This is a genomic window from Pseudomonas putida (assembly GCF_028682175.1).
GTDB classification, from domain to species: Bacteria; Pseudomonadota; Gammaproteobacteria; order Pseudomonadales; family Pseudomonadaceae; genus Aquipseudomonas; species Aquipseudomonas putida_AD.
This window is the reverse complement of record NZ_JANHKS010000055.1, coordinates 1-23,836: the sequence shown is the minus strand read 5'-3', so window position 1 is coordinate 23,836 and position 23,836 is coordinate 1. Positions and strand designations below refer to the sequence as shown.

At 62.5% G+C, this 23,836-nt stretch carries 24 protein-coding genes; 10 read left to right on the top strand and 14 right to left on the bottom strand.

Going from position 1 to position 23,836, the window contains the following annotated elements:
- Nucleotides 1-21: 21 nt before the first annotated feature.
- The 5 genes from NPS29_RS25060 to NPS29_RS25040 all read right to left on the bottom strand — a co-directional run bounded on the left by NPS29_RS25060 (nt 22) and on the right by NPS29_RS25040 (nt 5,861).
- A complete protein-coding gene (locus tag NPS29_RS25060) occupies nt 22-1,569 on the bottom strand; it encodes an amino acid ABC transporter permease/ATP-binding protein (RefSeq protein WP_274135904.1) in 1,548 nt (515 codons plus the stop codon).
- A gap of 159 nt (nt 1,570-1,728) precedes the next feature.
- Complete coding sequence (locus NPS29_RS25055) at nt 1,729-2,544, bottom strand: ABC transporter substrate-binding protein (RefSeq protein ID WP_274135903.1); 816 nt, start codon at nt 2,542-2,544, stop codon at nt 1,729-1,731.
- Nucleotides 2,545-2,603: 59 nt separating this feature from the next.
- A complete protein-coding gene (locus NPS29_RS25050; protein ID WP_274135902.1) occupies nt 2,604-3,668 on the bottom strand; it encodes an isopenicillin N synthase family dioxygenase in 1,065 nt (354 codons plus the stop codon).
- A 13-nt stretch (nt 3,669-3,681) separates the two neighbouring features.
- On the bottom strand, nt 3,682-4,533 hold the full coding sequence (locus tag NPS29_RS25045) for a sugar phosphate isomerase/epimerase family protein (protein ID WP_274135900.1): 852 nt from the start codon (nt 4,531-4,533) through the stop codon (nt 3,682-3,684).
- A 380-nt stretch (nt 4,534-4,913) separates the two neighbouring features.
- Nucleotides 4,914-5,861: a LysR family transcriptional regulator gene (locus NPS29_RS25040; RefSeq protein WP_274135898.1), complete on the bottom strand. Its 948-nt coding sequence runs from the start codon at nt 5,859-5,861 to the stop codon at nt 4,914-4,916.
- A 260-nt stretch (nt 5,862-6,121) separates the two neighbouring features.
- Here NPS29_RS25040 and NPS29_RS25035 point away from each other — a divergent pair, with 260 nt between their 5' ends.
- The 3 genes from NPS29_RS25035 to mmsB all read left to right on the top strand — a co-directional run bounded on the left by NPS29_RS25035 (nt 6,122) and on the right by mmsB (nt 10,059).
- Complete coding sequence (locus NPS29_RS25035; RefSeq protein ID WP_274135896.1) at nt 6,122-7,456, top strand: MFS transporter; 1,335 nt, start codon at nt 6,122-6,124, stop codon at nt 7,454-7,456.
- A 33-nt stretch (nt 7,457-7,489) separates the two neighbouring features.
- Nucleotides 7,490-9,016 (top strand): CoA-acylating methylmalonate-semialdehyde dehydrogenase, encoded by a 1,527-nt coding sequence (locus NPS29_RS25030; protein WP_274135894.1) that lies wholly within the window; start codon nt 7,490-7,492, stop codon nt 9,014-9,016.
- Nucleotides 9,017-9,171: 155 nt separating this feature from the next.
- Nucleotides 9,172-10,059, top strand: a complete 888-nt coding sequence (gene mmsB, locus NPS29_RS25025; RefSeq protein ID WP_274135892.1) for a 3-hydroxyisobutyrate dehydrogenase — start codon at nt 9,172-9,174, stop codon at nt 10,057-10,059.
- A gap of 125 nt (nt 10,060-10,184) precedes the next feature.
- Here the strand turns inward: mmsB and argH are convergent, their stop codons facing one another.
- The 3 genes from argH to NPS29_RS25010 all read right to left on the bottom strand — a co-directional run bounded on the left by argH (nt 10,185) and on the right by NPS29_RS25010 (nt 13,006).
- Complete coding sequence (argH, locus tag NPS29_RS25020) at nt 10,185-11,612, bottom strand: argininosuccinate lyase (RefSeq protein WP_274135891.1); 1,428 nt, start codon at nt 11,610-11,612, stop codon at nt 10,185-10,187.
- A 230-nt stretch (nt 11,613-11,842) separates the two neighbouring features.
- On the bottom strand, nt 11,843-12,313 hold the full coding sequence (gene cynS / locus NPS29_RS25015; RefSeq protein WP_274135890.1) for a cyanase: 471 nt from the start codon (nt 12,311-12,313) through the stop codon (nt 11,843-11,845).
- 30 nt (nt 12,314-12,343) lie between these two features.
- Nucleotides 12,344-13,006, bottom strand: a complete 663-nt coding sequence (locus tag NPS29_RS25010; RefSeq protein ID WP_274135888.1) for a carbonic anhydrase — start codon at nt 13,004-13,006, stop codon at nt 12,344-12,346.
- 124 nt (nt 13,007-13,130) lie between these two features.
- On the opposite strand from NPS29_RS25010, the gene cynR reads away from it, so the two are divergent.
- Nucleotides 13,131-14,024 (top strand): transcriptional regulator CynR, encoded by an 894-nt coding sequence (gene cynR / locus NPS29_RS25005; RefSeq protein ID WP_274135887.1) that lies wholly within the window; start codon nt 13,131-13,133, stop codon nt 14,022-14,024.
- Here the strand turns inward: cynR and NPS29_RS25000 are convergent.
- Nucleotides 14,021-14,335 (bottom strand): cupredoxin domain-containing protein, encoded by a 315-nt coding sequence (locus NPS29_RS25000; protein ID WP_274135886.1) that lies wholly within the window; start codon nt 14,333-14,335, stop codon nt 14,021-14,023. The genes cynR and NPS29_RS25000 overlap by 4 nt on opposite strands.
- Nucleotides 14,336-14,478: 143 nt before the next feature.
- Complete coding sequence (locus tag NPS29_RS24995; protein ID WP_274135884.1) at nt 14,479-15,450, bottom strand: metallophosphoesterase family protein; 972 nt, start codon at nt 15,448-15,450, stop codon at nt 14,479-14,481.
- A gap of 151 nt (nt 15,451-15,601) precedes the next feature.
- On the opposite strand from NPS29_RS24995, the gene NPS29_RS24990 reads away from it, so the two are divergent.
- Nucleotides 15,602-16,114 (top strand): sigma-70 family RNA polymerase sigma factor, encoded by a 513-nt coding sequence (locus tag NPS29_RS24990; RefSeq protein ID WP_274135883.1) that lies wholly within the window; start codon nt 15,602-15,604, stop codon nt 16,112-16,114.
- The gene (locus NPS29_RS24985) at nt 16,107-16,853 is read left to right on the top strand and encodes an anti-sigma factor family protein (RefSeq protein ID WP_274135882.1); all 747 of its coding nucleotides are present in this window, start codon (nt 16,107-16,109) and stop codon (nt 16,851-16,853) included. Before NPS29_RS24990 ends, NPS29_RS24985 begins: the two co-directional genes overlap by 8 nt.
- Before the next feature lie 160 nt (nt 16,854-17,013).
- Here the strand turns inward: NPS29_RS24985 and NPS29_RS24980 are convergent, their stop codons facing one another.
- Together NPS29_RS24980 and NPS29_RS24975 are read right to left on the bottom strand one after the other, a co-directional pair.
- Nucleotides 17,014-17,358 carry a cupin domain-containing protein gene (locus NPS29_RS24980; RefSeq protein ID WP_274135881.1) on the bottom strand — a complete coding sequence of 115 codons (345 nt, stop codon included), beginning with the start codon at nt 17,356-17,358 and terminating at the stop codon, nt 17,014-17,016.
- Nucleotides 17,359-17,419: 61 nt separating this feature from the next.
- Entirely contained in the window at nt 17,420-18,343 is a 924-nt protein-coding gene (locus NPS29_RS24975; RefSeq protein WP_274135879.1) for a LysR substrate-binding domain-containing protein, read from the bottom strand.
- A gap of 202 nt (nt 18,344-18,545) precedes the next feature.
- On the opposite strand from NPS29_RS24975, the gene NPS29_RS24970 reads away from it, so the two are divergent.
- Nucleotides 18,546-19,310 carry a sulfite exporter TauE/SafE family protein gene (locus NPS29_RS24970; RefSeq protein ID WP_274135877.1) on the top strand — a complete coding sequence of 255 codons (765 nt, stop codon included), beginning with the start codon at nt 18,546-18,548 and terminating at the stop codon, nt 19,308-19,310.
- A 1-nt stretch (nt 19,311) separates the two neighbouring features.
- Here the strand turns inward: NPS29_RS24970 and NPS29_RS24965 are convergent, their stop codons facing one another.
- On the bottom strand, nt 19,312-19,626 hold the full coding sequence (locus NPS29_RS24965; RefSeq protein ID WP_274135875.1) for a putative quinol monooxygenase: 315 nt from the start codon (nt 19,624-19,626) through the stop codon (nt 19,312-19,314).
- 134 nt (nt 19,627-19,760) lie between these two features.
- On the opposite strand from NPS29_RS24965, the gene NPS29_RS24960 reads away from it, so the two are divergent.
- The gene (locus tag NPS29_RS24960; RefSeq protein WP_274135874.1) at nt 19,761-20,657 is read left to right on the top strand and encodes a LysR family transcriptional regulator; all 897 of its coding nucleotides are present in this window, start codon (nt 19,761-19,763) and stop codon (nt 20,655-20,657) included.
- 99 nt (nt 20,658-20,756) lie between these two features.
- On the opposite strand, the gene NPS29_RS24955 is transcribed toward NPS29_RS24960, so the two are convergent.
- Nucleotides 20,757-21,638, bottom strand: coding sequence for a LysR family transcriptional regulator (locus NPS29_RS24955; protein WP_274135872.1), 882 nt, complete (start codon nt 21,636-21,638; stop codon nt 20,757-20,759).
- Nucleotides 21,639-21,741: 103 nt separating this feature from the next.
- Here NPS29_RS24955 and NPS29_RS24950 point away from each other — a divergent pair, with 103 nt between their 5' ends.
- The gene (locus tag NPS29_RS24950; protein ID WP_274135870.1) at nt 21,742-22,659 is read left to right on the top strand and encodes a DMT family transporter; all 918 of its coding nucleotides are present in this window, start codon (nt 21,742-21,744) and stop codon (nt 22,657-22,659) included.
- A gap of 230 nt (nt 22,660-22,889) precedes the next feature.
- Nucleotides 22,890-23,789, top strand: a complete 900-nt coding sequence (locus NPS29_RS24945; RefSeq protein ID WP_274135868.1) for an NAD-dependent epimerase/dehydratase family protein — start codon at nt 22,890-22,892, stop codon at nt 23,787-23,789.
- The last annotated feature ends 47 nt before the right edge of the window (nt 23,790-23,836 follow it).

Sequence of the window (23,836 nt, the reverse complement as noted above, 5' to 3'; positions counted from 1 at the left end):
TGGTAGGGCTACGATAGCCGCTCACGCCTCCTTGCGCACGGGCTCCTGCGGGGCGATCACGTTATCCAGCCCCATGAACTTGCGCACCCGCTCGCCGCACTGGTCAGCGAGAATGCTCTGCGGCGCGGCATCGACCTGCACCACGCCGTTTTCCATGAAGATCACCCGGTCGGAAATCGACAGCGCAAAATCCATCTCATGGGTGACGATCAGCATGGTCATGCCTTCCTTCGCCAAATCACCGATGACCTTCAACACATCGCCCACCAGTTCCGGGTCCAGCGCCGAAGTCGGTTCGTCGAACAGCATGATCTGCGGGTCCATCGCCAGCGCCCGGGCAATCGCCACGCGCTGTTGTTGCCCGCCCGACAGCTGATGCGGGTATTTGTGGGCGTGGGCCAGCAGGCCGACCTTGTCGAGCAGCGCATAGGCACGCTGTTCGCTGATAGCCTTGTCGCGGCCGTGATAACGCGGGGCCAGGGTCACGTTGTCGAGAATGGTGCGGTGCGGAAACAGGTTGAAGCTCTGGAACACCATGCCGATGCGCTGTACCCCACGGCGGATCTGCGGCGCGTTGTGGTTGTCGCCGGCGCGAATGAAACTGCCGCCAAACAGGATGATCTCGCCCTTGTCGATGCTTTCCAGGCTGTTTACGGTGCGGATCAGCGAGGTCTTGCCGGAGCCTGACGGGCCGATGATCGAAATCACCTGGCCGGCATTCACGTCCAGGTTGATGCCCTTGAGCACCTCATGCTGGCCGTAGCTTTTATGAATGTTCACCAGTTGCAGGGCGGGCGCGGCACCGGGTGCTTCGGCTTGCCGGATTTTGCCAGGCTGGCCCAGCACGCGGGCGCGCAACAGGGTCAGGGCGCTTTCATCGAGGGTTTGCGGCTTGCGGTTGTTCAGCTCCAGATGCTGTTCGAGCCAGTGAAACAGCCAGCCGAACACGGTCACGATCATCACGTAATACACCGCCACCGCCGACAGGGTTTCCATGACCAGAAAGTTCTGCGCGTACAGGCGCTGGCCCACGGTGAGCAATTCGGTCAGGGAGATTACCGATACCAGCGAGGTCAGCTTGACCACCGTGATGTACTCGTTGATGAGGGTCGGCAGGGAAATACGAAAGGCCTGGGGAATGACGATCAGCCGCTGCATGCCGATCAGCCCGATGCCCAGCGCACGGCCGGCTTCCTTCTGGCCGCGGGCGACCGAGATCAGGCCGCCGCGATGGATCTCGGCCATGTACGCAGCCTCGGTCACGACCAGCGCCAGCAGCCCGGAATAGAAGGGATTGGACAGCACTTCGCGGGTGATCGGAAACATCTGTGGCAGGTTGTAGGTGAACACCACCAGCACCAGTAACGGGACGCTGCGGAAGAACCAGATATAAACGGACGCGGGCACGCTGATCCAGCGCGAGCTTGAGAGTTTGGCCGAAGCCAGCAGGAACCCCAGCAGCATGCCGATGAACCAGCCCAGCGCGCTGAGCTGGATCACGGTGATGCACGATTCCCAGAAATCCGAGACCGAGAACAGCGAAAAAAAGTAGGACCATTCGAATTGCATACACACCTCAGCGGGCAGGCCCTAAAGGCAATCCCTCGTCAAACACGGTCCCTGTAGGAGTGAGCTTGCTCGCGATGGCGTCCTTTCAGCCCCATCAATGTTGACTGATCCACAGCCATCGCGAGCAAGCTCACTCCTACAGGGATGGAGCATCAGCCTTTAATTACTCGGCTCTTCCAGGTTGTACTTCTTCAGCAGCGCTGCGTACTCACCGGATTTCTTGGTCTCGTCGAAGGCCTTGAGCAGCGCCTGGTACAGCTCGTCGTTGCCCTTCTTCACGTAGATGCCCAGGGTCTGCTGGTAGATCGAATGCTCTGTGCTGACCACCACGCGGCCCTTGGTGCGTTCGGCGATCATGCCGGCGGCGCCGTCGATTTCCACCTGGGCCTGGACGTTGCCGGACAGCAGCGCCTGGGTCACTTCAGGTGCCGACGGGAACTCGCTGACCGCGATCGGCCCCTTGTTGTTCGGCACGCAGTATTCGGTGGACAGCTTGTTGAACTGGGCGACCCAGGTGGTGCCTTTTTCCAGGCCGGTTTTCACGCCGCAGAGGTCTTCCGGCACCTTGGGCTTGAGCGTGCTGTCCTTGAGCACCATGATCGCCGCGCCGGTCTTGGCATAGGCGATGGTCTGGGCCTGGGTCTGGCGCTCGGGAGTGATGTACATGCCCGAGATGATCGCGTCGTAGTGCCCGGCGTTGAGGCTCAGGATCAGGCTGGAAAACTTGGTGTCGACGAACTCGGGCTTGAGGTCCATGTGCTTGGCCAGCAGGCGCGACAGGTCCGGGTCGGCGCCGACGACGTTCTTCTTCTCATCATAGGACTCAAACGGCGGATAGGTGATCTCCATGCCGACCTTGAACTGGCCCGGGGTCACGGTAGTTGCGGCCTGGGCAGCTGTACCAAAGGCAGTCGCGCCGAGCACGGCGGTGGCAAGAACGGTCAAGCGAACAGCAGTGTTCAAAGTGTTGCGCATCGTCGGTGACTCCACGTCAGGAAGGTAAGGCACGGTGTGTTGAAAGGTCTTGTGGGGCATCAGGAAGCGTCCTGTGCCTGGTTCTTCAGGTGGCCGAAGCTCGACGGCTTGCGGGCTTTTTCGTAGAGCTTGAGCTCGCCGCTTTCGACCTTGCGCCGCAGGTACTGATAGGTCTGCAGGGCCTGGCCGAACATGTGCTCGCCGATGGTGATCTCTTCGTACTCCGTCCCTTCTTTCTCGAATTGAGGAAGCGGCTTGATCTGGGTGTGGAAGTCGCAGGCGAAAAACAGCGGGAAGGAGTAGCGCTCCTCGCGCACGGTGCGTACCCGATGAGCCGTAGCAACGAACGTACCAGCGGTCATGACCTCCAGCATGTCGCCGATGTTGACCACGAACGCACCTTCCACCGGTGGCGCGTCGATCCACTGGCCCAGATCATTCATCACCTCAAGGCCGGGCTTGTCGGCCAGCAGCATGGTGAAGCACTCGTAATCGGTGTGTGCACCAATACCGGGCGCGTCCTGCGCAGCGCCATCGAACGGATAATGGATCAGCCGCAGCTTGGACGGCGGGCGCGTGACCATCGCCTCGAAGTAGCCTTCCTCAAGGCCCAGCGCCAGGGCGAAGCCATCGAACAGGCGGCGCCCCAGAGCGAACACGGCGGCGTAGTAGGCTTCGACGGCCGGGCGGAAGCCGGGCAGGTCGGGCCATTCATTGGCGCCGATCAGCGGCGTCCTGGCGATCACCAGCGGATCTTCGTCGCCCACTTCAAAACCGATGTCGAAGGCTTCCTTGTGATCGGGCTTGCCCTTGGCATACACCTCTTCGCCCTCGGGCACGAAGCCCTTGTGGCTGCGCGAGGTGCCGATGTAATGCTGCATCTTGTAGTCCAGCGACTGGGCAAACAGGTCCTTGGCCGCCTGGCGCAGCCCGTCGATCAGCGCAGGATCGATGCCGTGGTTCCTGACGTACAGAAAACCCACTTCGCGGGCGGCCTTGCCGAGTTCATCGGCGACGGCCTGGCGCGCGCTGATGTCGGCGCTGAACAGACCGGCGATGTCCACCACCGGGATGCTGCTGAAGTTGGCGACCTTCGTCGCCGCTGCTTGAGACTGGTCGGGCATGGCGAAACGCTCCTTATCGGCTTGTTGTATGCGTGAAACGCTTGAAGTGCTCTCGTTCGGTGCGGCCCATCCACACATTCAGCGACCACAGGTCGGCCACCGGCACGTTGGTGAAGGGCAGGTGATGCAGGTAGCCGTCGGCGCCGAATTCGGGGGTCAGAGTGGTGACCTGATAGCCGCGCGCCTGCTGGGATTGCCAGATCGCCTCCCAGTGCTGCTGATGGAAGGCCAGCTCTTTCGCGCGCTCGGGGCCGGCGGGGTGGGGGACTTGCGGGCCCTGGTCATATCCGACCCTGGCCTGGATGTGATGCACGCGCTCGACGAAGGCGCTGAGGTCGTCTTCCGGATCATCGAGCAGGCGCTCGCAGGTGACGATCCAGTGGCTGATGTCGCTGGTGAAGCGCAAATCCGGCAACTGGCGGATCAGCTCCAGGGTCACCCACGGATTGAACAGCGAGCGGGCGCGATGGGTTTCGAAGGTGACGGTCTGGCCGTGCTTGCGCGCCAGTTCCAGCGCCTGGCCGAAGAAATCCACCTGTTGCGGCAGCTGCCAGCGGTCGTTGCCGGCCAGCACGTTGACGAAGCGCGGCGCCAGTTCGGTGGACCAGGCGAGTTTCTTTTCAAGATCGATCAGGTGCTCGGCGGTGGTCGCCGATTGTTCGGGCAGGACGTCGTAGGCGGTGAATACCGTGGCGATGTAGGGCAGGTGGTTGGCGCGCAGAAAGGCACCAAGCTCGGCACGCTCCACTGGCGTCAGCGGCAGGCGCGCTTCCATGCCGTCGAAGCCGGCCTCCAGCAATTCGTCCAGTGCCTGGGCCCGGCTTGCGGTGTAGCCCCACATCGTGCGGAAGATTTCCAGTTTCATCGAACGTCCTCAAAGATTGCGTCTTGCGATTGACATGCCTGCGGCAAAGCTTCGCCCCGGCGCGAGCCGAAACGGGGTACAGCGGCAGTCACATCTGAAAAAGGCAATCTTCGGGCCGTGTCTCTGAATGGACGGGCTCCTTTATTGGAGCCGATCTTAGGTGCGCCCGATGAACGGAAAGAATAGGAAAGCTCAAATGCATAGTTCAGAGATTTCTAAACTATGGTGGCAAGGTGCGATCTAGAGGTGGAAGCACAGTTTCCCTGTAGGAGTGAGCTTGCTCGCGATTGCCTTCTTTCAATCGAAACGTCTACATCTGGCAGACAGCTATCGCGAGCAAGCTCACTCCTACAGGTATGTTGTGAGTCAGGTTTCGTCGACTAATCCACGAACGACATGATCCGGGATTCCCCCAACAAAAACGCCTGATTCTGCTCAGTGGTCTGGCGGATGTAGTCCCATAACAACGTGATCCGCTTGAGCTTCCTCAGGTCCTCGCGGCAATACATCCAGAACTGCCGCGTGATGTTCACCTGGGATTCCAGCACCGGCAGCAATCGCGCATCCTGCGCCGCGAGGAAGCACGGCAGGATCGCCAGTGCCCGGCCTTGCAGGGCGGCGATGTACTGGGCGATGACGCTGGTGCTGCGCAGCGGGGCGTGGGCGCCGGGGAGCAGGTTGTTCAGGTAGAGCAGTTCGTTGCTGAAGGTCAGGTCATCGACGTAGCTGATGAACGGGTGGTCGGCCAAATCCTCGATGCGCTGGATCGGCGCGTGGCGCTCCAGGTATTCCTGGGTGGCGTACAGCCGCAGGTTGTAGTCGCATAGCTTGCAGCACACGTAGGGCCCGTGCTCCGGGCGCTCCAGGGCGATGACGATGTCGGCCTCGCGCTTGGACAGGCTGATGAAATGCGGCAGCGGCAGGATGTCCACCGAGATCGCCGGGTAGGTGTCGGTGAAGTGGCTCAACTGAGGCGTGACGAAGAAACTGCCGAATCCCTCGGTGCAGCCCATCCGTACATGGCCCGACAAGGCGACGCCAGAGCCTGATACCTGTTCGCAGGCAATGTGCAGCGTGCTTTCGATGGATTCCGCCGACCCCAGCAATCGCTGGCCCTCGGCGGTCAGCACGAAACCGTTGTTGCGCGATTTCTCGAACAGCAGCGTGCCCAGCGAGGCCTCCAGCGAATTGATCCGCCGCGACACGGTGGTGTAGTCCACCGCGAGCCGCTTGGCCGCCGAACTGGCCTTGCGAGTGCGGGCCACTTCCAGAAAAAACTTCAGGTCATCCCAGTTCAGCGCACTCAGGGAGGTGATGTTTTTTTGCATGTTGGACCTGCTTTTATGTGCGTTCTTGTTAGAAGTTTGCACATCTATACTCCGAAGCACAGGCCAAACCAATGCCTTGCGTGCTCAACGTACCTCGTAGCAGCACGGCTTGCCGGCGGGAGCGATCTTGAGGCCGCCCCCGCCGGCAAGCCGTGCTGCTACGGAATCTCCACCTGTCTGATTGAGTAATCCACAGCCCCTTAACCGCATCACCCACACGCCATAACACCCTGCACAACAATAAATAAGCGGAGGAGTTTATGAAGAACGCTATAACGGCGAACGCTGGCGCACCTGACGCCAGTGCTGCCAGATCCAAGACCAAGGCCTACCGTCTGGCCGGCGCTGCAAGCATGGCCGGGACCACCATCGAGTGGTATGACTTTTTCCTCTACGGCACGGCCGCCGCCCTGATCTTCAACAAAATCTTCTTCCCGGCACTGGACCCGATCATCGGTGTGCTGGCGGCGTTTGCCACCTATGCCGTGGGCTTTCTCGGACGCCCGCTGGGCGGCATCGTGTTCGGCCATTTCGGCGACCGCATCGGGCGCAAGTCCATGCTGCTGTTCACCCTGATGCTCATGGGTATCCCGACCATCATCATCGGCCTGATTCCCACCTATCAGCAGATCGGCTACTGGGCCGCCGTGATCCTGGTGGCGATGCGCTTTCTGCAAGGCATGGCGGTCGGCGGCGAGTGGGGCGGGGCGGTGTTGATGGCTGTCGAACACGCGCCCGAAGGCAAGAAAGGCTTCTATGGCAGCCTGCCGCAGACCGGCGTCGGCGCCGGGTTGGTGCTGGCGTCGCTGGCCATGGCGATGGTCGCCAAGCTGCCCGAAGAGGACATGCTCAGTTGGGGCTGGCGGATTCCGTTTCTGGCCAGCGTCGTGTTGCTCGGCGTGGGCTGGCTGATTCGCCTGAAAGTCCCGGAATCCCCTGACTTCGAGAAGCTGAAAAAGGACAAGATCGCAGTCAAGGTGCCGCTGTTCAAGGTGTTCCGCGATCACCCCCGGGAGACCCTGACCATCATCGGCGCACGCACCGCCGAGAACGCCTGGTTCTACATGTCGGTGACCTTCGCCCTGGCCTATGCGGCCAACCAGTTGCAGATCCCCCGAGCCGATGTATTGGGGGCCATCACTGCAGGGGCTGCCTTGTCGCTGGTGACCATGCCGCTGTGCGGCCGCATCTCCGACCGCGTCGGCCAGAAGCGCCTGTACTTCGCCGGCCTGTTGCTGCTCTGCGCCTTCGTCTATCCGTTCTTCGCCATGCTCGGCACCCGCGATCCGCTGTTGGTGTGGTGGGCGATGGTGCTGGCGGTGGGCGTGGTCTTTCCGATTCTGTATGCGCCGGAATCCCTGCTGTTCGCCCGACAATTCCCGGCTGAAATCCGCTACAGCGGCATCTCGGTGTCCGTGCAACTGGCAGGCGTGCTGGGCGGCGGCTTCGCGCCGATGATCGCCACGCAATTGCTGGCCATGGGCGGAGGCAGTCCGCATTACGTGATCGTTTACCTGGTGGGCATGGCGCTGGTGGCGCTGGTTTGTACCGCATTGATGAAGCGCGACCCGCCGCGCCACAAACCACGCCCGTAGAGGCTGTGTCGAATCGAGAATGGAGTATCTGCAATGAACGTTTCACTGAATCAGAACAACACCACAGTGGCCCGCGTGAAACTGCTGATCGACGGCGAATGGGTCGAGTCGCAATCCAGCGAATGGCTGGACGTGGTCAACCCGGCGACACAGCAAGTGCTGGCCAAGGTGCCGTTTGCCACCGCCGCTGAAGTGGACGCCGCCGTCGCCGCCGCGCACAAGGCCTTCAAGACCTGGCGCGACACGCCCATCGGCGCCCGCATGCGCATCATGCTCAAGTTGCAGGCGTTGATTCGCGAGCATTCCAAACGCGTCGCCGTGGTGCTCAGTGCCGAACAGGGCAAGACCATCGCCGACGCCGAGGGCGACATCTTTCGCGGCCTCGAAGTGGTCGAGCACGCCTGCTCCATCGGCACCCTGCAGATGGGCGAGTTCGCCGAGAACGTCGCAGGCGGCGTCGACACCTACACCTTGCGCCAGCCCCTGGGCGTGTGTGCGGGCATCACACCGTTCAACTTCCCGGCGATGATTCCGCTGTGGATGTTCCCGATGGCCATCGCCTGCGGCAACACCTTCGTGCTCAAGCCGTCCGAGCAGGACCCGATGTCGACCATGCTGCTGGTGGAACTGGCGGTCGAGGCCGGGGTTCCAGCGGGTGTGCTCAACGTCGTGCACGGCGGCAAGGAGGTGGTGGACGCGATCTGCACCCACAAGGACATCAAGGCGATTTCCTTCGTCGGTTCGACTGCGGTCGGTACCCACGTCTATGACCTGGCGGGCAAGCACGGCAAGCGCGTGCAATCGATGATGGGTGCCAAGAACCACGCCGTGGTGCTGGCCGATGCCAACCGCGAGCAGACCCTCAACGCGCTGGTGGGCGCAGGTTTCGGTGCGGCCGGGCAGCGTTGCATGGCGACCTCGGTGGTGGTGCTGGTCGGCGCGTCGAAGCAGTGGATTCCTGACCTCAAGGCACTGGCGCAGAAGCTCAAGGTCAATGCCGGGAACGAGCCAGGCACCGATGTCGGGCCGGTGATTTCAAAGCGTGCCAGGCAGCGGATCCTGGACCTGATCGAAAGCGGTGTGAAGGAAGGCGCGAAGCTGGAACTGGACGGCCGCGGGATCCAGGTGCCCGGTTACGAGGAGGGCAACTTTGTCGGCCCGACCCTGTTCACCGGTGTGACCACCCAGATGCAGATCTACACCCAGGAAATCTTCGGGCCGGTGCTCTGTGTCATCGAAGTCGACACCCTGGATCAGGCCATCGAACTGGTCAACGCCAACCCGTTCGGCAACGGCGTCGGCCTGTTCACCCAGAGCGGCGCGGCGGCGCGCAAATTCCAGAGCGAAATCGACATCGGCCAGGTGGGCATCAACATCCCGATTCCGGTGCCGGTGCCGTTCTTCAGCTTTACTGGCTCGCGGGGCTCGAAACTCGGCGATCTGGGCCCGTACGGCAAACAGGTGGTGCAGTTCTACACTCAGACCAAGACCGTCACCAGCCGCTGGTTCGACGACGACAGCGTGAATGACGGGGTGAACACGACGATCAATCTGCGCTGAGCCGCAGTTCCGGACGACGTAAGTCCTGTAGGAGTGAGCTTGCTCGCGATTGCAGTCTGTCAGTTGAAGATGTTCTGACTGAAAGGACCTCATCGCGAGCAAGCTCACTCCTACAAGGGGCGGCGTTCGGATCTGACATTGATAAGGAGAACACCATGAAAATCGCATTCATCGGTCTGGGCAACATGGGTGCGCCGATGGCGCGCAACCTGATCCGGGCCGGGCATCAGTTGCATCTGTTCGACCTCAACAAGCAGGTGCTGGCCGAGCTGTCGGAGCTGGGCAGCCGCATCAGCGAGTCGCCCAAACACGCCGCAGAAGGCGCGGAACTGGTCATCACCATGCTCCCGGCGGCCGCTCATGTGCGGGCGGTCTATCTGAACGAAGACGGCGTGCTGGCCGGGATTTCCGCCGGCGTGCCTGCGGTGGATTGCAGCACCATCGATCCGCAGACCATCCGCGATGTCGCCGCCGTGGCCGCCAAGCAAGGTGTGGTGGTGGGCGATGCGCCGGTGTCCGGTGGCACGGGCGGCGCACAGGCTGGCACCCTGACCTTCATGGTTGGCGCGAGCCTGGAGCATTACACCGTGCTCAAGCCGATCCTGGCGCAGATGGGCCGCAACATCGTGCATTGCGGCGATGTGGGCACCGGGCAGATCGCCAAGATCTGCAACAACATGCTGCTGGGGATTTCGATGATCGGTGTGTCCGAGGCCATGGCCCTGGGCGACCGGCTGGGGATCGACACGGCGGTGCTGGCCACGATCATCAACAGCTCGACCGGGCGTTGCTGGAGTTCGGAGATGTACAACCCCTGGCCCGGCATCGTCGAAACCGCGCCGGCTTCGCGGGGATACACCGGCGGTTTTGGTGCCGAGCTGATGCTCAAGGATCTGGGCCTGGCCACCGACGCAGCGAAGGCGGCGCATCAACCGGTGATTCTCGGAGCTATCGCCCATCAGCTATATCAGGCGATGAGTTTGCGTGGGGATGGCGGGAAGGATTTTTCGGCGGTGATTGAGGGGTATTTGAAGAAGGAGTGAGCCTTCCCGCCACACACAAAACCTGTAGGAGTGAGCTTGCTCGCGATAGCGGTGTGTCAGATACAGATTTCTGAATGAAAGAACGCAATCGCGAGCAAGCTCACTCCTACAGGACGGTGGTTAGGTCAGCCACGTGGGCCGTTGTAGTCCTTGGCCCATGTCTCCTGCGCGACCAACTGCGCCTTGAACCGCTCGATCTGCTCCGCCACGCGCACCGGCGAGGTTCCACCCCAGCCACTGCGGGCTGCCAGGGCAGCATCCAGGGTCAGGGCTTGCAGCACTTCAGGCGTCAGCCGTGCATCGGTGTCGGCCAGCATCTGCGGGGTCAATTCCTCAAGGCCTATCTCCTGCGCTTCGCAGAGCTGCACCAGTTGCCCGGTAATCTCGTGGGCTTCCTTGAACGGCACGCCGCGCACCGCCAGCCAGTCCGCAACTTCGGTGGCCAGAGTGAAGCCCAACGGCGCCTGACGCAGCAGTTCGTCCTTGCGCACGGTCATGGTCCGCACCATTCCCGCGAACGCCGGGAGCACCAGATCCAGGGTATCCACCGCGTCGAACACCGCGTTTTTGTCTTCGCTCAAATCACGGTTGTAAGACAGCGGCTGAGCCTTGAGCACCGACAGAATCGCCGTCAGCGAACCGATCAGACGGCCTGACTTGCCCCGCGCCAGTTCGGCGATGTCGGGGTTTTTCTTCTGCGGCATGATCGAGCTGCCGGTGGCATAGGCATCGTCCAGCTCGACCCAGCGGAACTGGCGCGACGTCCACAGGCAGAATTCCTCGGCCATGCGCGAGATGTTGATGCCCAGCATGCTGGCGCAGAACAGGAATTCGGCGACGTGATCGCGGCTGGCGACGGCATCGATGGAGTTCTCGCAGGGGCCTGCGTAACCCAGCTCTTTCGCCGAACTTTGCAGGTCGCGGGCGATGGCCGAGCCCGCCATGGCCGCCGCGCCCAAGGGCGACAGGCTGAAGCGTCGGTCCCAGTCCTGCAGCCGCTGGATGTCCCTGGAAATCGCCTGGGCGTGGGCCATCAGGTGATGGGCGAAGACAATCGGCTGAGCCTGTTGCAGGTGCGTGAAGCCGGGGGCGATGGTGTGCAGGTGCTGTTCGGCCTGGGCGACCAGGGCCTGTTGCAGCTCGAGGATCGACAGGGTCAGGGTGCGGACCCGGTCCCGCAGGAACAGGCGCATGTCGTTGGCGGTCTGGTCGTTGCGCGAGCGACCGGCTCGCAGCTTGCCGCCCAGCGCGCCGAGGCGTTCGGTCAACAGGCGCTCGATGAAGGTGTGCACGTCCTCGTCGGCGGCGATGGGCTGAATCTTGCCCTCAGCGAAGTCGTCCTTGATCGATTCAAGGCAGGCGATGATGCGATCGGTTTCATCGGCGCTCAACAAGCCTGCGCGTTGCAGTTCATGGCCGTGGGCGCGAGAGCCTGCGACGTCGTAGGGCGTCATGCGGAAATACACGGCAGGCGAGCGCGACAGGTTGGCCATGGCCTCGGCCGGGCCGGACTTGAACCGCGCCCCCCACAGGCGTTCGGTGGTATCGGACATCAGCATTCTCCCTCGGATACGTGGAGGGCCGATCCTAGGAAAAACCAGCGGGCGGGGACATGGTTCAAATGGCAAGTGGACTTGGCAGAAATGGAAACCTGCCAGCTTTTGATTCCGTAGCAGCACGGCTTGCCGGCGGGGGCGGCGTATCAGACGGTACATTCGTCATAGACACACCGCTCCCGCCGGCAAGCCGTGCTGCTACGGTGATGTGCGAAGCGGCCGTAGGGTTAGAACGGTTTGTAAGGCAGGAACTTGCCGTCCAGGGTGATCACCGCGCGGGAGCCGCCTTCCGGGTCTTCGACTTTCTTGATGTCCATCTTGAAGTTGATGGCGCTGATGATGCCGTCGCCGAACTGCTCGTGGACGATGGCTTTCAAGGTGGTGCCGTAGACCTGGATCATCTCGTAGAAGCGATAGACAGTCGGGTCGGTCGGCACGCCGTGGCCGATGCTGCCGCGCAGCGGGATGGATTGCAGTTGGCGAACGTCGTCATCGTTGAGTTCCAGGCGCTGGCCGATGATCTGCGCGACGTTGGCGGGCAGCGGGTGTTGGCCCAGCAGCGCGGCGGTGACGTAGGTCAGGCTCAGGCCGGTGCCTTCGGCCAGTTGCTCGAACGACAGGCCCTTCTGCGACTTGATGTCGATGATCTTGGCGGTCAGGGCCAGGCTTGGATCTTGATAGGCGTTGGACTGTTGCATGGTGATTCTCCTCGGGGACGGGTGTGGGGTTCAGGCGACGTCGCTGTTGCGTTGGGCCTGTAGAGCGTAGGTGTGGGGGTGGCGGGCCAGCGGCACGAAGCGACGGGTTGCGCCATCGAGCGCGTCGACCGTGCCGGTTTCGATGTCGTAGACCCAGCCGTGCAGGTTCAGGCGGCCTTGCTCCAGGGCCAGGCGCACGCTGGGGTGAGTCTGGATGTTGGCCAGTTGCGCGATGACGTTTTCACGGACCATCGAGCCCACCTTGGCGGTGTCACTCACATGGCTGCGGGCGCTGTTGATGACGCGCGCCGACTCGGCGTGACGCAACCAGCTGGCCACGGCAGGCAGGTGGTCCATGCATTTGCACTGGGCGATGGCGGTCATGGCGCCGCAGTCGGAGTGGCCGCAGATCACGATGTCGGTCACGCCGAGCACCGCGACCGCGTATTCCACCGTGGCCGACACACCGCCCGGTTCAGGGCCGTAGGAGGGCACGATGTTGCCCGCATTGCGGATCACGAACAGCTCGCCGGGCTCCTGCTGGGTCAGCAGCTCCGGGACCACGCGGCTGTCGGAGCAGGTGATGAACAGGGTGGCCGGGCTTTGTGTGCTGGCCAGGTGTTTGAACAGTTCGGCGCGTTTGGGAAACGCTTCGCTCTGGAATTTGAGCAGACCGTCGATGAGCGCTTTCATGGCAAGGACCTGTTGGCTGGTGTCTGTGGAGTCGTGCTGTGGGATCGATACTGATCCTGCCCGGCTATAGCGTCCAAGACCCATCTACAATAGTTTCTATAAGTGATGCCTATAGGAGTCAGCCATGCTGCTGCGTCATCTCAAATACCTGCTGGCGGTGGCCGATCACGGCAATTTCAGCCGCGCCGCGCAGGCTTTGCACGTCTCGCAACCGACCCTGTCGCAGCAGATCCGGCAACTGGAAGAAAGCCTTGGTGCCGAGTTGCTCGACCGCTCTGCGCGGGTGGTCAGGCCCACCGATGCCGGAGCGGCGTACATCGAGTACGCGCGCAAAGTGATGCGTGATCTGGAGGCAGCCAACCGGGCGATCCACGACGTGAAGGACCTTTCGCGGGGCACCCTGCGGCTGGCGATGACGCCGACTTTCATGGCGTACCTGGCCGGGCCGCTGATTCGCGAATTCAGCAGCCGGCATCCGGGTATTCGCCTGAGTGTGTTCGAGCTGTCGCTGGACGAGATCGAGGCGCGGCTGGCTGATGACAGCCTCGACCTGGCCATTGCCTTCACCGGCGTACGCGACCCGGACATCGACTGCGTGCCGCTGTTCGTGGAAACCCTCAGCGTGATGGTGGGGCAGGTCCATCCGCTGTTCGGGCGCGAAGCGGCGCTGACAGGCGAGGAGCTGGCGAGCCTGCCGCTGGTGCTGCTGACCAGGGATTTCATCACCCGCACCAGCATCGATGATTACTGCCGCGAGCATGGCATCGCGCCCACGGTGAACATGCAGGCCAATTCAGTCAGCGCGATTCTGGAAATCGTGCGGCATATGCCGGTGGCCACGATCCTGCCCCAGGACACCGCCACCCAGGCGCGCGGGGTGTTCGCGATCCCGCTGCATAGTGGCGCGCCGCAACGCAGCGCCGCACTGCTGCGCAGGCGCAATGCCTGGCAGAGCGCGGCGTCGGTGGAGTTCGTGCGTACCTTGAATCGCTGGTGCGAGGGGCTCAAGCGGCCTTAACCTCCGACCACGATCCTGCCGATCATCTGCGGGTGCAGCGCGCAGAAATACTCGAACGTGCCGGCGTTATCGAACTGGAAAGTGAAGCTGTCGTCGGTGTCCAGCGCCGCCGAGTGGAAGGCCTTGTGGGTTTCCATGACGGTGTGGGGGATCTGGTCGTCGTTGACCCAGGTCACCGTGCTGCCGACCGGGATATTCAACTGCGTGGGGGCGAACATGAAGTCCTTGATGTTGATGCGAACGTCCTGGGCGAAGGCGGGCAGGGTGATGATGAGAGTCGAGAGCAAAGCGGCGTGGATGAGGGTTTTCATGATGTGCGTTCCCTATGGAAGTATGAGGTTCACTCCGTAGCAGCACGGCTTGCCGGCGGGGGCGGCGTATCAGACGGCACATTTGTCATAGACACACCGCTCCCGCCGGCAAGCCGTGCTGCTACGGGGGAGGGGGGGGGCGGCTAGGCCAGGGTTGAATCAATCAACGCCAACGGATGCTCGCCCTGGGTGGCGCGCACATCGGTGATGCCCAGGTAATTGCGCAACTGATCGGCGGGCACCGTGAGCGGGCCGGGGGAGGGCGCCATGCCGGGGGCGGGCTGCGGGTAGGCCGTGCCGCGCGCGGTGTGAAAGGTGATGTTGCCCTCGACCTTCTGGATCACCTGATGAATGTGGCCGTTGAGCACCGTGACCGAGCCGTAGTTGCGCAGCATGGCAATCGCTTGGTCGCCGTCCTCGGTGCCCCAGCCCCAGGGCTGATACAGCGTCCACAGCGGAATATGGGTGAACACCACCACCGGCGTGCTGGCTGACACCGCCCGCAGGTCGTCGGCCAGCCAGGCCAGTTGATCGGCACCCAGGTTGGCCTCGCGCCCGGCCTGGAAATTGAACACGTTCACCAGAGCGATGAAGTGCACGCCATGGTCGTCGAAGCTGTACCAGCCGTTGCCCTTCGTGCCTTTGCCGTAGCGCTCCAGGTACAGCTTGCCGCCGCCTTCATCGAGCGTGTCGTGTTCGCCGGGCACGTAATGCACGGGGGCGGGCAGTCCCTTGAGAATCTGCGCGGCGGTGTCGAATTCCGCCGCCTTGGACAGGTGCGTGATGTCTCCGGTGTGCAGGATCAGTGAGGGAGGCCTGGGCAGGGCGACGACCTTGCCAATGGCTTCCTGCAGGGTCTTCACCGGCTCAGGATTGGCCTCCTTGTTGAAGCCGATGTGCGAGTCGCTGATCTGCACGAACTGGAACGTGCTGTTCATCGCCGCAGGGTCAGTGGGCTGACCGTTGTTGTCCAGCGCGAAGGCACGCGGCACGCCGCCGGCCATGGCCCAGATCACGCCCGCGCCGGCCCAGGCCGAGCACTTGAGCAAGGTTCGGCGGTCGGGGTCGAGCGGGCCGTCGGTGCGTTTTTCGGATGGGGTGCGGTGGCGGTTCATGACGATGCCCTCGTTGATGGCTCGGTAATTGAGCGGACACCCTTTACAACCCCGCGCCATGAGCTTTTATTCCGGGTGCAAAAATATGTTCTTTTCCGGGAATAAAACCTGGGCGGGCGCGGTTATAGGGGGATCAGTGACCGGAGCCGACATGAAGCGATTCGAGGAATTGTTCGCGCCCCACATGGACGCCGCCTACAACCTCGCCCGTTGGCTGACAGGCGACGAGAACGCGGCGCAGGATGTGGTGCAGGCCAGTGCGTTCCGGGCGTTTCGCTTCGTGCATCAGTTCGTCGACGGCAATCCCAAGGCCTGGTTCCTGACCATCGTGCGCCATGAAAGCTACGGCTGGCTCAAGGCAGCGGCGGGTGGGCGCTGGGTCGCGCTGGGGGATGAAATCGCCGAGGACGACCTGGCGCTCAGCCACGCACAGAACCCTGAGGCGCTGGCCATGCATGCCGAAGATGCCGCCCTGCTGCAGCGGGCTTTGCAGGCGCTGGCTCCGGCTTTTCGCGAGGTGATCGTGCTCAAGGAACTCGAAGGCCTGGCCTACAAGGACATTGCCCGGGTGGTGGACATTCCCATCGGTACGGTGATGTCGCGCCTGGCCCGGGCGCGGTCGATGCTCAGGCTCGAACTGCTGAGGTTGCATGCCCATGAATGACCTCACGTGCGCCATTTGCCGGGTCAGCCTTCACGGTTATCTGGATGATGAACTGGACGCCGCCGCAGCGGCCGAAATCGCCACGCATCTGCAAGGCTGCGCCGAATGTCGGCAGCAGTACGAACAGGCCAGGCTGTTGATCGACAGCGTCAAGCGCCACGCGCCCTACTACGCCGCGCCGGACCTGCTGGTGCGCAGTGTGTTTGCGCCCCCGCCGGCACAGCGCGTGTCGTGGCTGGCGAGGGCCAAGGGCTGGCTGGCACCGGCGTTTTCCGCGGCGGCTCTGGCGCTGGCGTTGGTGTTGTACATCGCCACGCCAACCGGCGAGCAGCCGTGGATGGAGGAGGCGGTGTCGAGCCACGTGCGCTCGCTGATGGCCGGGCATCTGAATGACGTGGCCTCGTCGGACCGGCACACGGTCAAGCCCTGGTTTACCGGCAAGCTGGACTTTTCGCCGCCGGTACATGACTTCGCCGAGCAAGGCTATCCGCTGCTCGGCGGGCGGCTGGACTACCTGCAACATCAGACGGCGGCGGCCTTGTCATACGGGCGGGCGAAGCACGTGATCAACCTGTTCATCGTGCCGACCACAGAGGCCGACACGCCGCGCCAGGATCGGTCGCTGCGCGGCTACAACATCGTGGCCTGGCAGCAGAATCACATGCGCTTCATTGCGGTGTCGGATGTGGAGAGGGGGGAGCTTGAGGCGTTCAGTGCACTGGTGGAAAAGGGGCTTTGAATCGTAACGATGATGCCAGGCCAATAGCGATCCGTAGCAGCGCGGCTTGCCGGCGGGAGCGGTGTATCAGACGGCACATTCGTCACAGACACACCGCCCCCGCCGGCAAGCGGAACGCCGCCCGGCCGGGCTGCTACGGGGTGGCGCGGCGTTTGCCTGGTCAGGCAAACACGAAATACTTACGCACGGTCTCGACCACTTCCCAGGTGCCTTTCATGCCCGGTTCGATGATGAACTTGTCGCCGGCCTTCAGGTGGATCGGCTCTTTCCCTTCAGGGGTGATGATGCAGTAGCCTTCCTGGAAGTCGCAGTATTCCCATTTCACGTACTCGACGTACCATTTGCCCGGGGTGCAGATCCAGGTGCCCATGATCTTCTCGCCGTCGGCGCTGGTGTAGGCGTTGAGGTTGACGGTGTGCGGGTCGCCGCCGATGCGCTCCCATTTGCAGGCGTCTACGACGGGCAGTGGCGTGGTGTCGCGAAGAAGGACGATCGAGTTGCTCATGACAGCTCCAGATGAGGTTGCGAAAGTTGCGCTCGCGTACCTTAGGGGCGTCCTGGCGGGGTCAGTTGTCTGTGCTCGACATCGAGGTGTCCATTAACGCAGTTTCAGCCCCCAGATGACGCACCAGGGCCTTGGCGTATTCGGGCAGCAGGGCAAAGTCCGGCGCGCACAGCAGCAGCTTGCGGTCGGCCCATACCTCCCTCAGCTGTTGGGCCTTCAATCGCCCTGAACCTGCGAACCGCTCGACCGCCGCCTGCGGCACCACACCCAGCCCTGCGCCATGCATGACCATGCGCATCACCCCGTCGAAACTCTCGGCCCGCACCCGGGTTTTCAGGCGACGGCCCAGGTGCAGCGCCTGTTCTTCCAGATAGATCGCCATGGCGCTGTTCACGCCCAAGCCGACGAATTCGTATTCCAGCGCCTGGCTGAAGCGCACCTGTTGCAGCTGCGCCAACGGGTGATCGGCTGGCATGACGAGGCTCAGCGGGTCGGCGCAGAACGGCAGTGTTTGCAGGTCACTGGCGTCTACGGCGTTGGAGATGATGCCGATATCGGCAGTGCCATGGCGCACAGCGTGAAGGATGCGCAGGCTGGGGTGCTCTTCCAGGTTGATGTCGATATTGGGATGGGTCGCCAGAAAGCCCGCCAGCCGTTCGGGCAGGTATTCGCTCAGCGCCGAGGTGTTGCACAGGAGGCGAATCTGGCCCTTGAAGCCCTGGGCGTAATCGGTGAGGTCGGCCTGCATGCGCTCGACCTGACGCAGAATCAGCCGCGCATGCTGGGCCAGCGCCTTGCCCGCAGCGGTGGGCGTGACCCCACGCCGGCCGCGTTCGAGCAGGGCGATGCCCAGGAACGATTCCAGCCCGCGAATCCGTGCACTGGCCGAGGCCAGGGACAGGTGGCTCAATGCAGCGCCAGCCGTGATATTGCCCGCTTCGCTGACGTTGAGGAAAAGCTTGAGGTCGATCAGGTCGAATGGCATGGCGGATTCCGGTTGGTGGACGCATCCGTAGCAGCACGGCTTGCCGGCGGGAGCGTCGTGTCAGGCAGCACATCACTCTCTGACCCACCGCCCCCGCCGGCAAGCCGTGCTGCTACGGGTGTGTAGTGGGTATGTAAAATCCGAAGGCTGGCTCAATATATCGCAGATTTTCAACGGCGCAGAACCGGCTCACCATACCCCCATGAATACCTTCCTCGCGCTGTATCAAAACATCGGCTGGAGCCTGACTGCTCTGGTGTTGCTCACCTTCCTGCTGGCCGGCACGGTCAAGGGGGTGATCGGCATGGGCCTGCCCACCGTCGCCATGGGGCTTTTGGGCGTGGCTATGCTGCCGACGCAGGCTGCCGCGCTGTTGCTGATCCCCTCGACCTTCACCAACTTCTGGCAACTGGCGGCAGGTGGCCATCTGCGCAGTTGTCTGGCCAGGCTCTGGCCGCTGCTGGCGATGATCGTCGTCGGTACGGCGCTGGGCTCGTACCTGCTGGGCATGGGCAGCGCCCACAGCATGGGCCGGGCATTGGGCGGGGCGTTATTTGTCTATGCGATGTGCGGGTTGTTCCTGCCCACGCTGAAAGTGCCACCCCGCGCCGAGGCGTGGCTGGGGCCGTTATGCGGGCTGGTCACCGGGCTGATTACCTCGGCGACCGGCGTGTTCGTGATCCCGGCGGTGCCGTACATTCAAGGGCTGGGCCTGGACCGCAACCAGTTGGTGCAGGCACTGGGGCTGTCGTTCACCGTCTCGACCCTCGCCCTGGGTGCGGGGCTGTTCTGGAACAATGCGCTGGGCAGCGCCGAGATGAGTGCCTCGTTGCTGGCGGTGATCCCGGCGCTGTTGGGCATGATGATCGGCCAATGGCTGCGTCAGCGCATCAGCGCCCTGGTGTTCAAGCGCGTGTTTTTCATCGGCATGGCGATGCTCGGCCTGCACCTGCTGATTGCCGGTTGACTCAGCGAACGGCAGACGAGGGGCTGATCATGTCGACGCGACGGATATCGAAGTCCCGCACCAGGTAATCCATGCGGCGCTCGAAAAAACTCGCCATGTGCGGCAGGGCAGAGTGCACGTCCAGATGCGCCGTCGATTGCCAGATCTCATAAAAAATAAACAGCGTCGGGTCCTGCTGGTCGCGCAGCATGTGGTACTCGATGCAGCCGTCTTCGCTACGGCTGGCCGCCACATAGCTGCTGAACAAAGCTTCGAACTCGGCCGCTTTTTCAGGCTTGGTCTGGGCATGTAGGATGAAACCGTGCAGCTCGCTCATAGCGGCCTCCTGTGATGAAAGTGGCCAAATTCTAAGTCAACAATTGCTCGCGAATTTGTGCTTTTTAAGCAAAGGTTTTTTGCCTGTGTTCTAAACGGCGCTAATATCCAGGCTGTTTTGAGCGGAGGACAACAGTGAAAGCCCGATCCGATGAATTGCAGGTGTTTGTCTGCGTGATTGAAAGCGGCTCGATTTCGGCCGCCGCCGAGCAGATGGGGCAGACCCCATCGGCCATCAGCCGCACCCTGTCCCGGCTGGAGGCCAAGCTCGACACCACGTTGATCAACCGCACCACGCGGCGCATGGACCTGACCGAGGAGGGCAAGTTCTTCCTTGAGCGTGCGCGGCAGATTCTGGGCCAGATGGAAGACCTCGAAGAACGCATGTCGCTGCGCCAGCAGACGCCTTCCGGGCGCTTGCGGATCAATGCCGCATCGCCTTTCATGTTGCATTCCATCGTGCCCTACGTAGCCGAGTTTCGTACGCTCTACCCGGACATTCAGCTAGAGTTGAACAGCAACGATCTGATCATCGATCTGCTGGAGCAGAGCACCGACGTGGCGATCCGCATCGGCGCGCTGGCGGATTCGACCCTGCATGCCCGAGCGCTGGGCACCAGCCCGCTGAACATTCTGGCCAGCCCCGATTACCTGAAAAAACACGGCACGCCCAAGAGCGTCGAGGCGCTGAACGGGCATTCGCTGTTGGGCTTCACCCAAACTGAAACCCTGAACCACTGGCCCCTGCGTCATGCTGGCGGCGACCGTCTGTTCATTCAGCCCACGGTGTCGGCGTCCAGCGGTGAGACATTGCGCCAACTGGCGTTGGCGGGGGAGGGCATCGTCTGCCTGTCGCACTTCATGACCCACGAAGACATCCGCGCCGGGCGGCTCAAAGTGATCCTCTCCCAGGCCAACAGCGGCTATCGCCAGCCGATCCACGCGGTGTACTACCGCAACTCGCAGCTGGCGCTGCGGATTCAATGCTTTCTGGATTTCATTGCGCAGAAGCTGGCGGTCTACGCCGCTTGATGATTCTGCCGAAGGCGTAGGAGCGCGCTTGCCCGCGATTGCGGTGTGTCATATGGCATCGATGTGTCTGACACGACGTCATCGCGGGCAAGCGCGCTCCTACAAGGGTTGCGCGGCGCCGGAAAATTCTGCGCGCAGCATCTCCACGAACGCCTCCCGCGCCGGGTGGTGTTCGGCGTTTTCGTGCCAGTAGAACAGGTTGTCGATAGACGTCAGTTCGGCGAATTCATAACCGACCCAGCCCGAGCCTTTGTGGTACTGCTCGAACACCCCCTTGGGCACCAGCGCCACGCCAGCGCCGGCACTGACGCAACCGACGATGGTGCCGTAGCTGGCAATGCTGATGATCGGCTGGCTCTGACCGTTGTTCAGCAACCAGCGCTCAAGCGCCGCGCGATAGGGGCAGCCTTCGGGCCACATGAAGATTGACTTGCCGGCCAGGTCCGCCGCGCTGCGGATCGGCCCCAGGGATTCGGCGGCGATCAGCACCAGGTCTTCGCGGTACATGGAAGTGCGCTTGAGGCGCGGGCGTTTGACGTCGATGGCGACAATCGCGCCATCGAGCTTGTGGTTGAGGGTGGCGTCGAGCAATTGCGGGCCGGTGCCGGTGGTCAGCTCAAGGGAGACGTCGGGATAGCGCGCATGAAAACGCGCCAGCAATCGGGGCAGCCGCGAGGTGGCGGACGACTCGATCGCGCCGATGCGCAACGGCCCGGAAGGCGCCGCATCAGGATGCACCGCGCGCTTGGCTTCCTCGGCCAGGCTGAGCATTCGTGCGGCGTAGTTCAGAAAGATTTCCCCGGCAGGGCTGATGCGCAATCCGCGCCCATGGCGGAAGAACAGCTCGGTCCCAAGCTCCGCCTCCAGCGCCTTGATCCGCGCCGTGACATTCGACGGCACGCAGTGCAGCAACTCGGCTGCGCGGGCAATGCTGCCGGTGTCGGCAACGGTCTTGAACATGCGAAGCTGGGCCAGTTCCATGCGTCACCAAAAGTGAATGGTTGAGTCATTATTGTTCGGTTGTGGTGAGCATAAGTTGTTTCGATACTCATTGCCAAAGGGGTCTTTCGGCAGGAGTGGGAACATGAGCGTGGTGAGTGAGCCGGTGGTGATTGCGCCCGGTGGTCAGGAACTGAATGTCCGCTGGCAGGGGGTGAAAGTCGCGTTGGCGACGGTCTTCGTGATCGCCTGTTGGGGTTACTCGCCGGCGGGGATTCGCATCGGATTGCTCGCCTACGATCCGGGGCACCTGGCACTGTTGCGGTTTCTGATTGCCTCGGTGTTCATGGCGTTGATCGCCTCGTCGATGAAAATCAGCTTGCCGCGCCTGCGGGATCTGCCATTGCTGGCGGTGTTGGGCTTTTTCGCGGTCAGCCTCCACCACATCGCCCTCAACTTCGGCCAGCCGGGAGTGAGCGCAGGAGCGTCAAGCGTGCTGATCCAGTCGATGCCGCTGTTCACCGCGCTGCTGGCGCATTTCGTGTTCAAGGAGCGGGTCAACCCCTGGCGCTGGTTCTGCGTGACGTGGGGGCTGGTCGGCGTGGGAATAGTGATTCTGGGAGATCGCGGGTTTGGCCATGTCGATGCTCGGGCCTTGTTGATCCTCTTGGCGGCGTTCTCCTGGAGCCTGTATTTCTCCCTGCAAAGACGCCACAGTCATCGCTATGACGGGCTGACCATGGTCTGTTACACGGTCTGGGCCGGTACGTTTTTTCTGCTGGTGTACTTGCCGGGGCTGGTCGGCGAGATTGTCAATGCGCCGCTGCGGGTCAATGTGGCGGTGGGTGTCTTGGGGCTGTTCCCCAGTGCGCTGGCCTACCTGGCCTGGGCCTATGTGCTCAAGCACATGGAGGCCAGCCGCGCCACGATGAGCCTGTACCTTACGCCACCCATGGCGATTGCCATCGCTTCGGTGCTGTTGGGTGAAATCCCCTCGCCGATGGTGATCGTGGGGGCGGTCGTGGTGTTGAGCAGTGTGGTGGCGTTGAATCTTCGCAGGTAGATTACGACCTGAACCCTGTAGGAGTGAGCTTGCTCGCGATGGCGGTGCGTCAGTCAGCATCAATGTGTCTGAACGAATGCAATCGCGAGCAAGCTCACTCCTCCAGGTACGCTGGTTGTTCATAAGATTCGTGATTTCTACGCAAGAGTCATTTGGTCTGGCGGTGGTTTTTTGCAAGGAATGTCGGGCAGATACTGTTTCCATCTTTTCCACGACACGGGATCACGCTCATGAATATCTTCATCACCGGCGCAGCAGGTTTCATTGGTGGCTCCATCGCAACCGGCCTTACCCGCAAGGGCCACCACGTCACGGGCCTGGTGCGCAGCGCCGAGCAGGCGGACGAACTCAAGGCGTTGGGCATGTCGGCGGTCGTCGGCACCCTGGATGACAAGGCGCTGCTGATCGAGCAGGCGCGCAAGGCCGACGCGGTCATCAACGCCGCCAGCAGCGACCACCGTGGCGCGGTCGAGGCGTTGATCGAGGGCCTCAAAGGTTCCAACAAACCATTTCTGCACACCAGCGGTTCGAGCATCGTCGGCGATGCGTCGGGCGGCAAGGGCACCGACAAGATCTACTACGAAGGCCAGTTGCCTGCCGCCACCCCGGACAAGGCCGCTCGCGTGGCCATCGACGATCTGGTGCTGGCCGCAGCGCAACAGGGCGTGCGTTCGGCAGTGCTCTGCAACACATTGATCTACGGCCACAGCCTGGGCGTCAATCGCGACAGCGTGCAGTTGCCGCGCCTGCTCAAACAGGCTCGCAAGAGCGGCGTGGTGCGTCATGTCGGCACCGGCGGCAACATCTGGTCCAACGTGCACATCGATGATGTGGTCGAGCTGTATGCACTGGCGCTGGAGAACAATCCCGCCGGCACCTTCTATTTTGTAGAGAGCGGCGAAGCCTCGTTCCTCGACATGAGCAACGCCATGGCGCACGCGATGGGCCTGGGCAAGGCGCAGGACTGGCCGCTCAAGGACGCGGAAGCCGAATGGGGTTATGAAATGGCCAACTATGGCCTGGGCTCGAACAGCCGCGTGCGCGGCAAGAACGCCCGCGAACTGCTGGGCTGGGCGCCCAAGCGTACGTCGGTGATCGAGTGGATCGAGAACGACATGCTCAAGAGTTAACGGGGCTTTGAACCCGGACCCGTAGCAGCACGGCTTGCCGGCGGGGG

What these genes read in the sequence shown, in the direction of transcription:
- NPS29_RS25060 (WP_274135904.1), bottom strand. Translation starts at nt 1,569, where the DNA reads ATGCAATTCGAATGGTCCTACTTTTTTTCGCTGTTCTCGGTCTCGGAT.
- NPS29_RS25055 (WP_274135903.1), bottom strand. Translation starts at nt 2,544, where the DNA reads ATGCGCAACACTTTGAACACTGCTGTTCGCTTGACCGTTCTTGCCACC.
- NPS29_RS25050 (WP_274135902.1), bottom strand. Translation starts at nt 3,668, where the DNA reads ATGCCCGACCAGTCTCAAGCAGCGGCGACGAAGGTCGCCAACTTCAGC.
- NPS29_RS25045 (WP_274135900.1), bottom strand. Translation starts at nt 4,533, where the DNA reads ATGAAACTGGAAATCTTCCGCACGATGTGGGGCTACACCGCAAGCCGG.
- NPS29_RS25040 (WP_274135898.1), bottom strand. Translation starts at nt 5,861, where the DNA reads ATGCAAAAAAACATCACCTCCCTGAGTGCGCTGAACTGGGATGACCTG.
- NPS29_RS25035 (WP_274135896.1), top strand. Translation starts at nt 6,122, where the DNA reads ATGAAGAACGCTATAACGGCGAACGCTGGCGCACCTGACGCCAGTGCT.
- NPS29_RS25030 (WP_274135894.1), top strand. Translation starts at nt 7,490, where the DNA reads ATGAACGTTTCACTGAATCAGAACAACACCACAGTGGCCCGCGTGAAA.
- mmsB (WP_274135892.1), top strand. Translation starts at nt 9,172, where the DNA reads ATGAAAATCGCATTCATCGGTCTGGGCAACATGGGTGCGCCGATGGCG.
- argH (WP_274135891.1), bottom strand. Translation starts at nt 11,612, where the DNA reads ATGTCCGATACCACCGAACGCCTGTGGGGGGCGCGGTTCAAGTCCGGC.
- cynS (WP_274135890.1), bottom strand. Translation starts at nt 12,313, where the DNA reads ATGCAACAGTCCAACGCCTATCAAGATCCAAGCCTGGCCCTGACCGCC.
- NPS29_RS25010 (WP_274135888.1), bottom strand. Translation starts at nt 13,006, where the DNA reads ATGAAAGCGCTCATCGACGGTCTGCTCAAATTCCAGAGCGAAGCGTTT.
- cynR (WP_274135887.1), top strand. Translation starts at nt 13,131, where the DNA reads ATGCTGCTGCGTCATCTCAAATACCTGCTGGCGGTGGCCGATCACGGC.
- NPS29_RS25000 (WP_274135886.1), bottom strand. Translation starts at nt 14,335, where the DNA reads ATGAAAACCCTCATCCACGCCGCTTTGCTCTCGACTCTCATCATCACC.
- NPS29_RS24995 (WP_274135884.1), bottom strand. Translation starts at nt 15,450, where the DNA reads ATGAACCGCCACCGCACCCCATCCGAAAAACGCACCGACGGCCCGCTC.
- NPS29_RS24990 (WP_274135883.1), top strand. Translation starts at nt 15,602, where the DNA reads ATGAAGCGATTCGAGGAATTGTTCGCGCCCCACATGGACGCCGCCTAC.
- NPS29_RS24985 (WP_274135882.1), top strand. Translation starts at nt 16,107, where the DNA reads ATGAATGACCTCACGTGCGCCATTTGCCGGGTCAGCCTTCACGGTTAT.
- NPS29_RS24980 (WP_274135881.1), bottom strand. Translation starts at nt 17,358, where the DNA reads ATGAGCAACTCGATCGTCCTTCTTCGCGACACCACGCCACTGCCCGTC.
- NPS29_RS24975 (WP_274135879.1), bottom strand. Translation starts at nt 18,343, where the DNA reads ATGCCATTCGACCTGATCGACCTCAAGCTTTTCCTCAACGTCAGCGAA.
- NPS29_RS24970 (WP_274135877.1), top strand. Translation starts at nt 18,546, where the DNA reads ATGAATACCTTCCTCGCGCTGTATCAAAACATCGGCTGGAGCCTGACT.
- NPS29_RS24965 (WP_274135875.1), bottom strand. Translation starts at nt 19,626, where the DNA reads ATGAGCGAGCTGCACGGTTTCATCCTACATGCCCAGACCAAGCCTGAA.
- NPS29_RS24955 (WP_274135872.1), bottom strand. Translation starts at nt 21,638, where the DNA reads ATGGAACTGGCCCAGCTTCGCATGTTCAAGACCGTTGCCGACACCGGC.
- NPS29_RS24950 (WP_274135870.1), top strand. Translation starts at nt 21,742, where the DNA reads ATGAGCGTGGTGAGTGAGCCGGTGGTGATTGCGCCCGGTGGTCAGGAA.
- NPS29_RS24945 (WP_274135868.1), top strand. Translation starts at nt 22,890, where the DNA reads ATGAATATCTTCATCACCGGCGCAGCAGGTTTCATTGGTGGCTCCATC.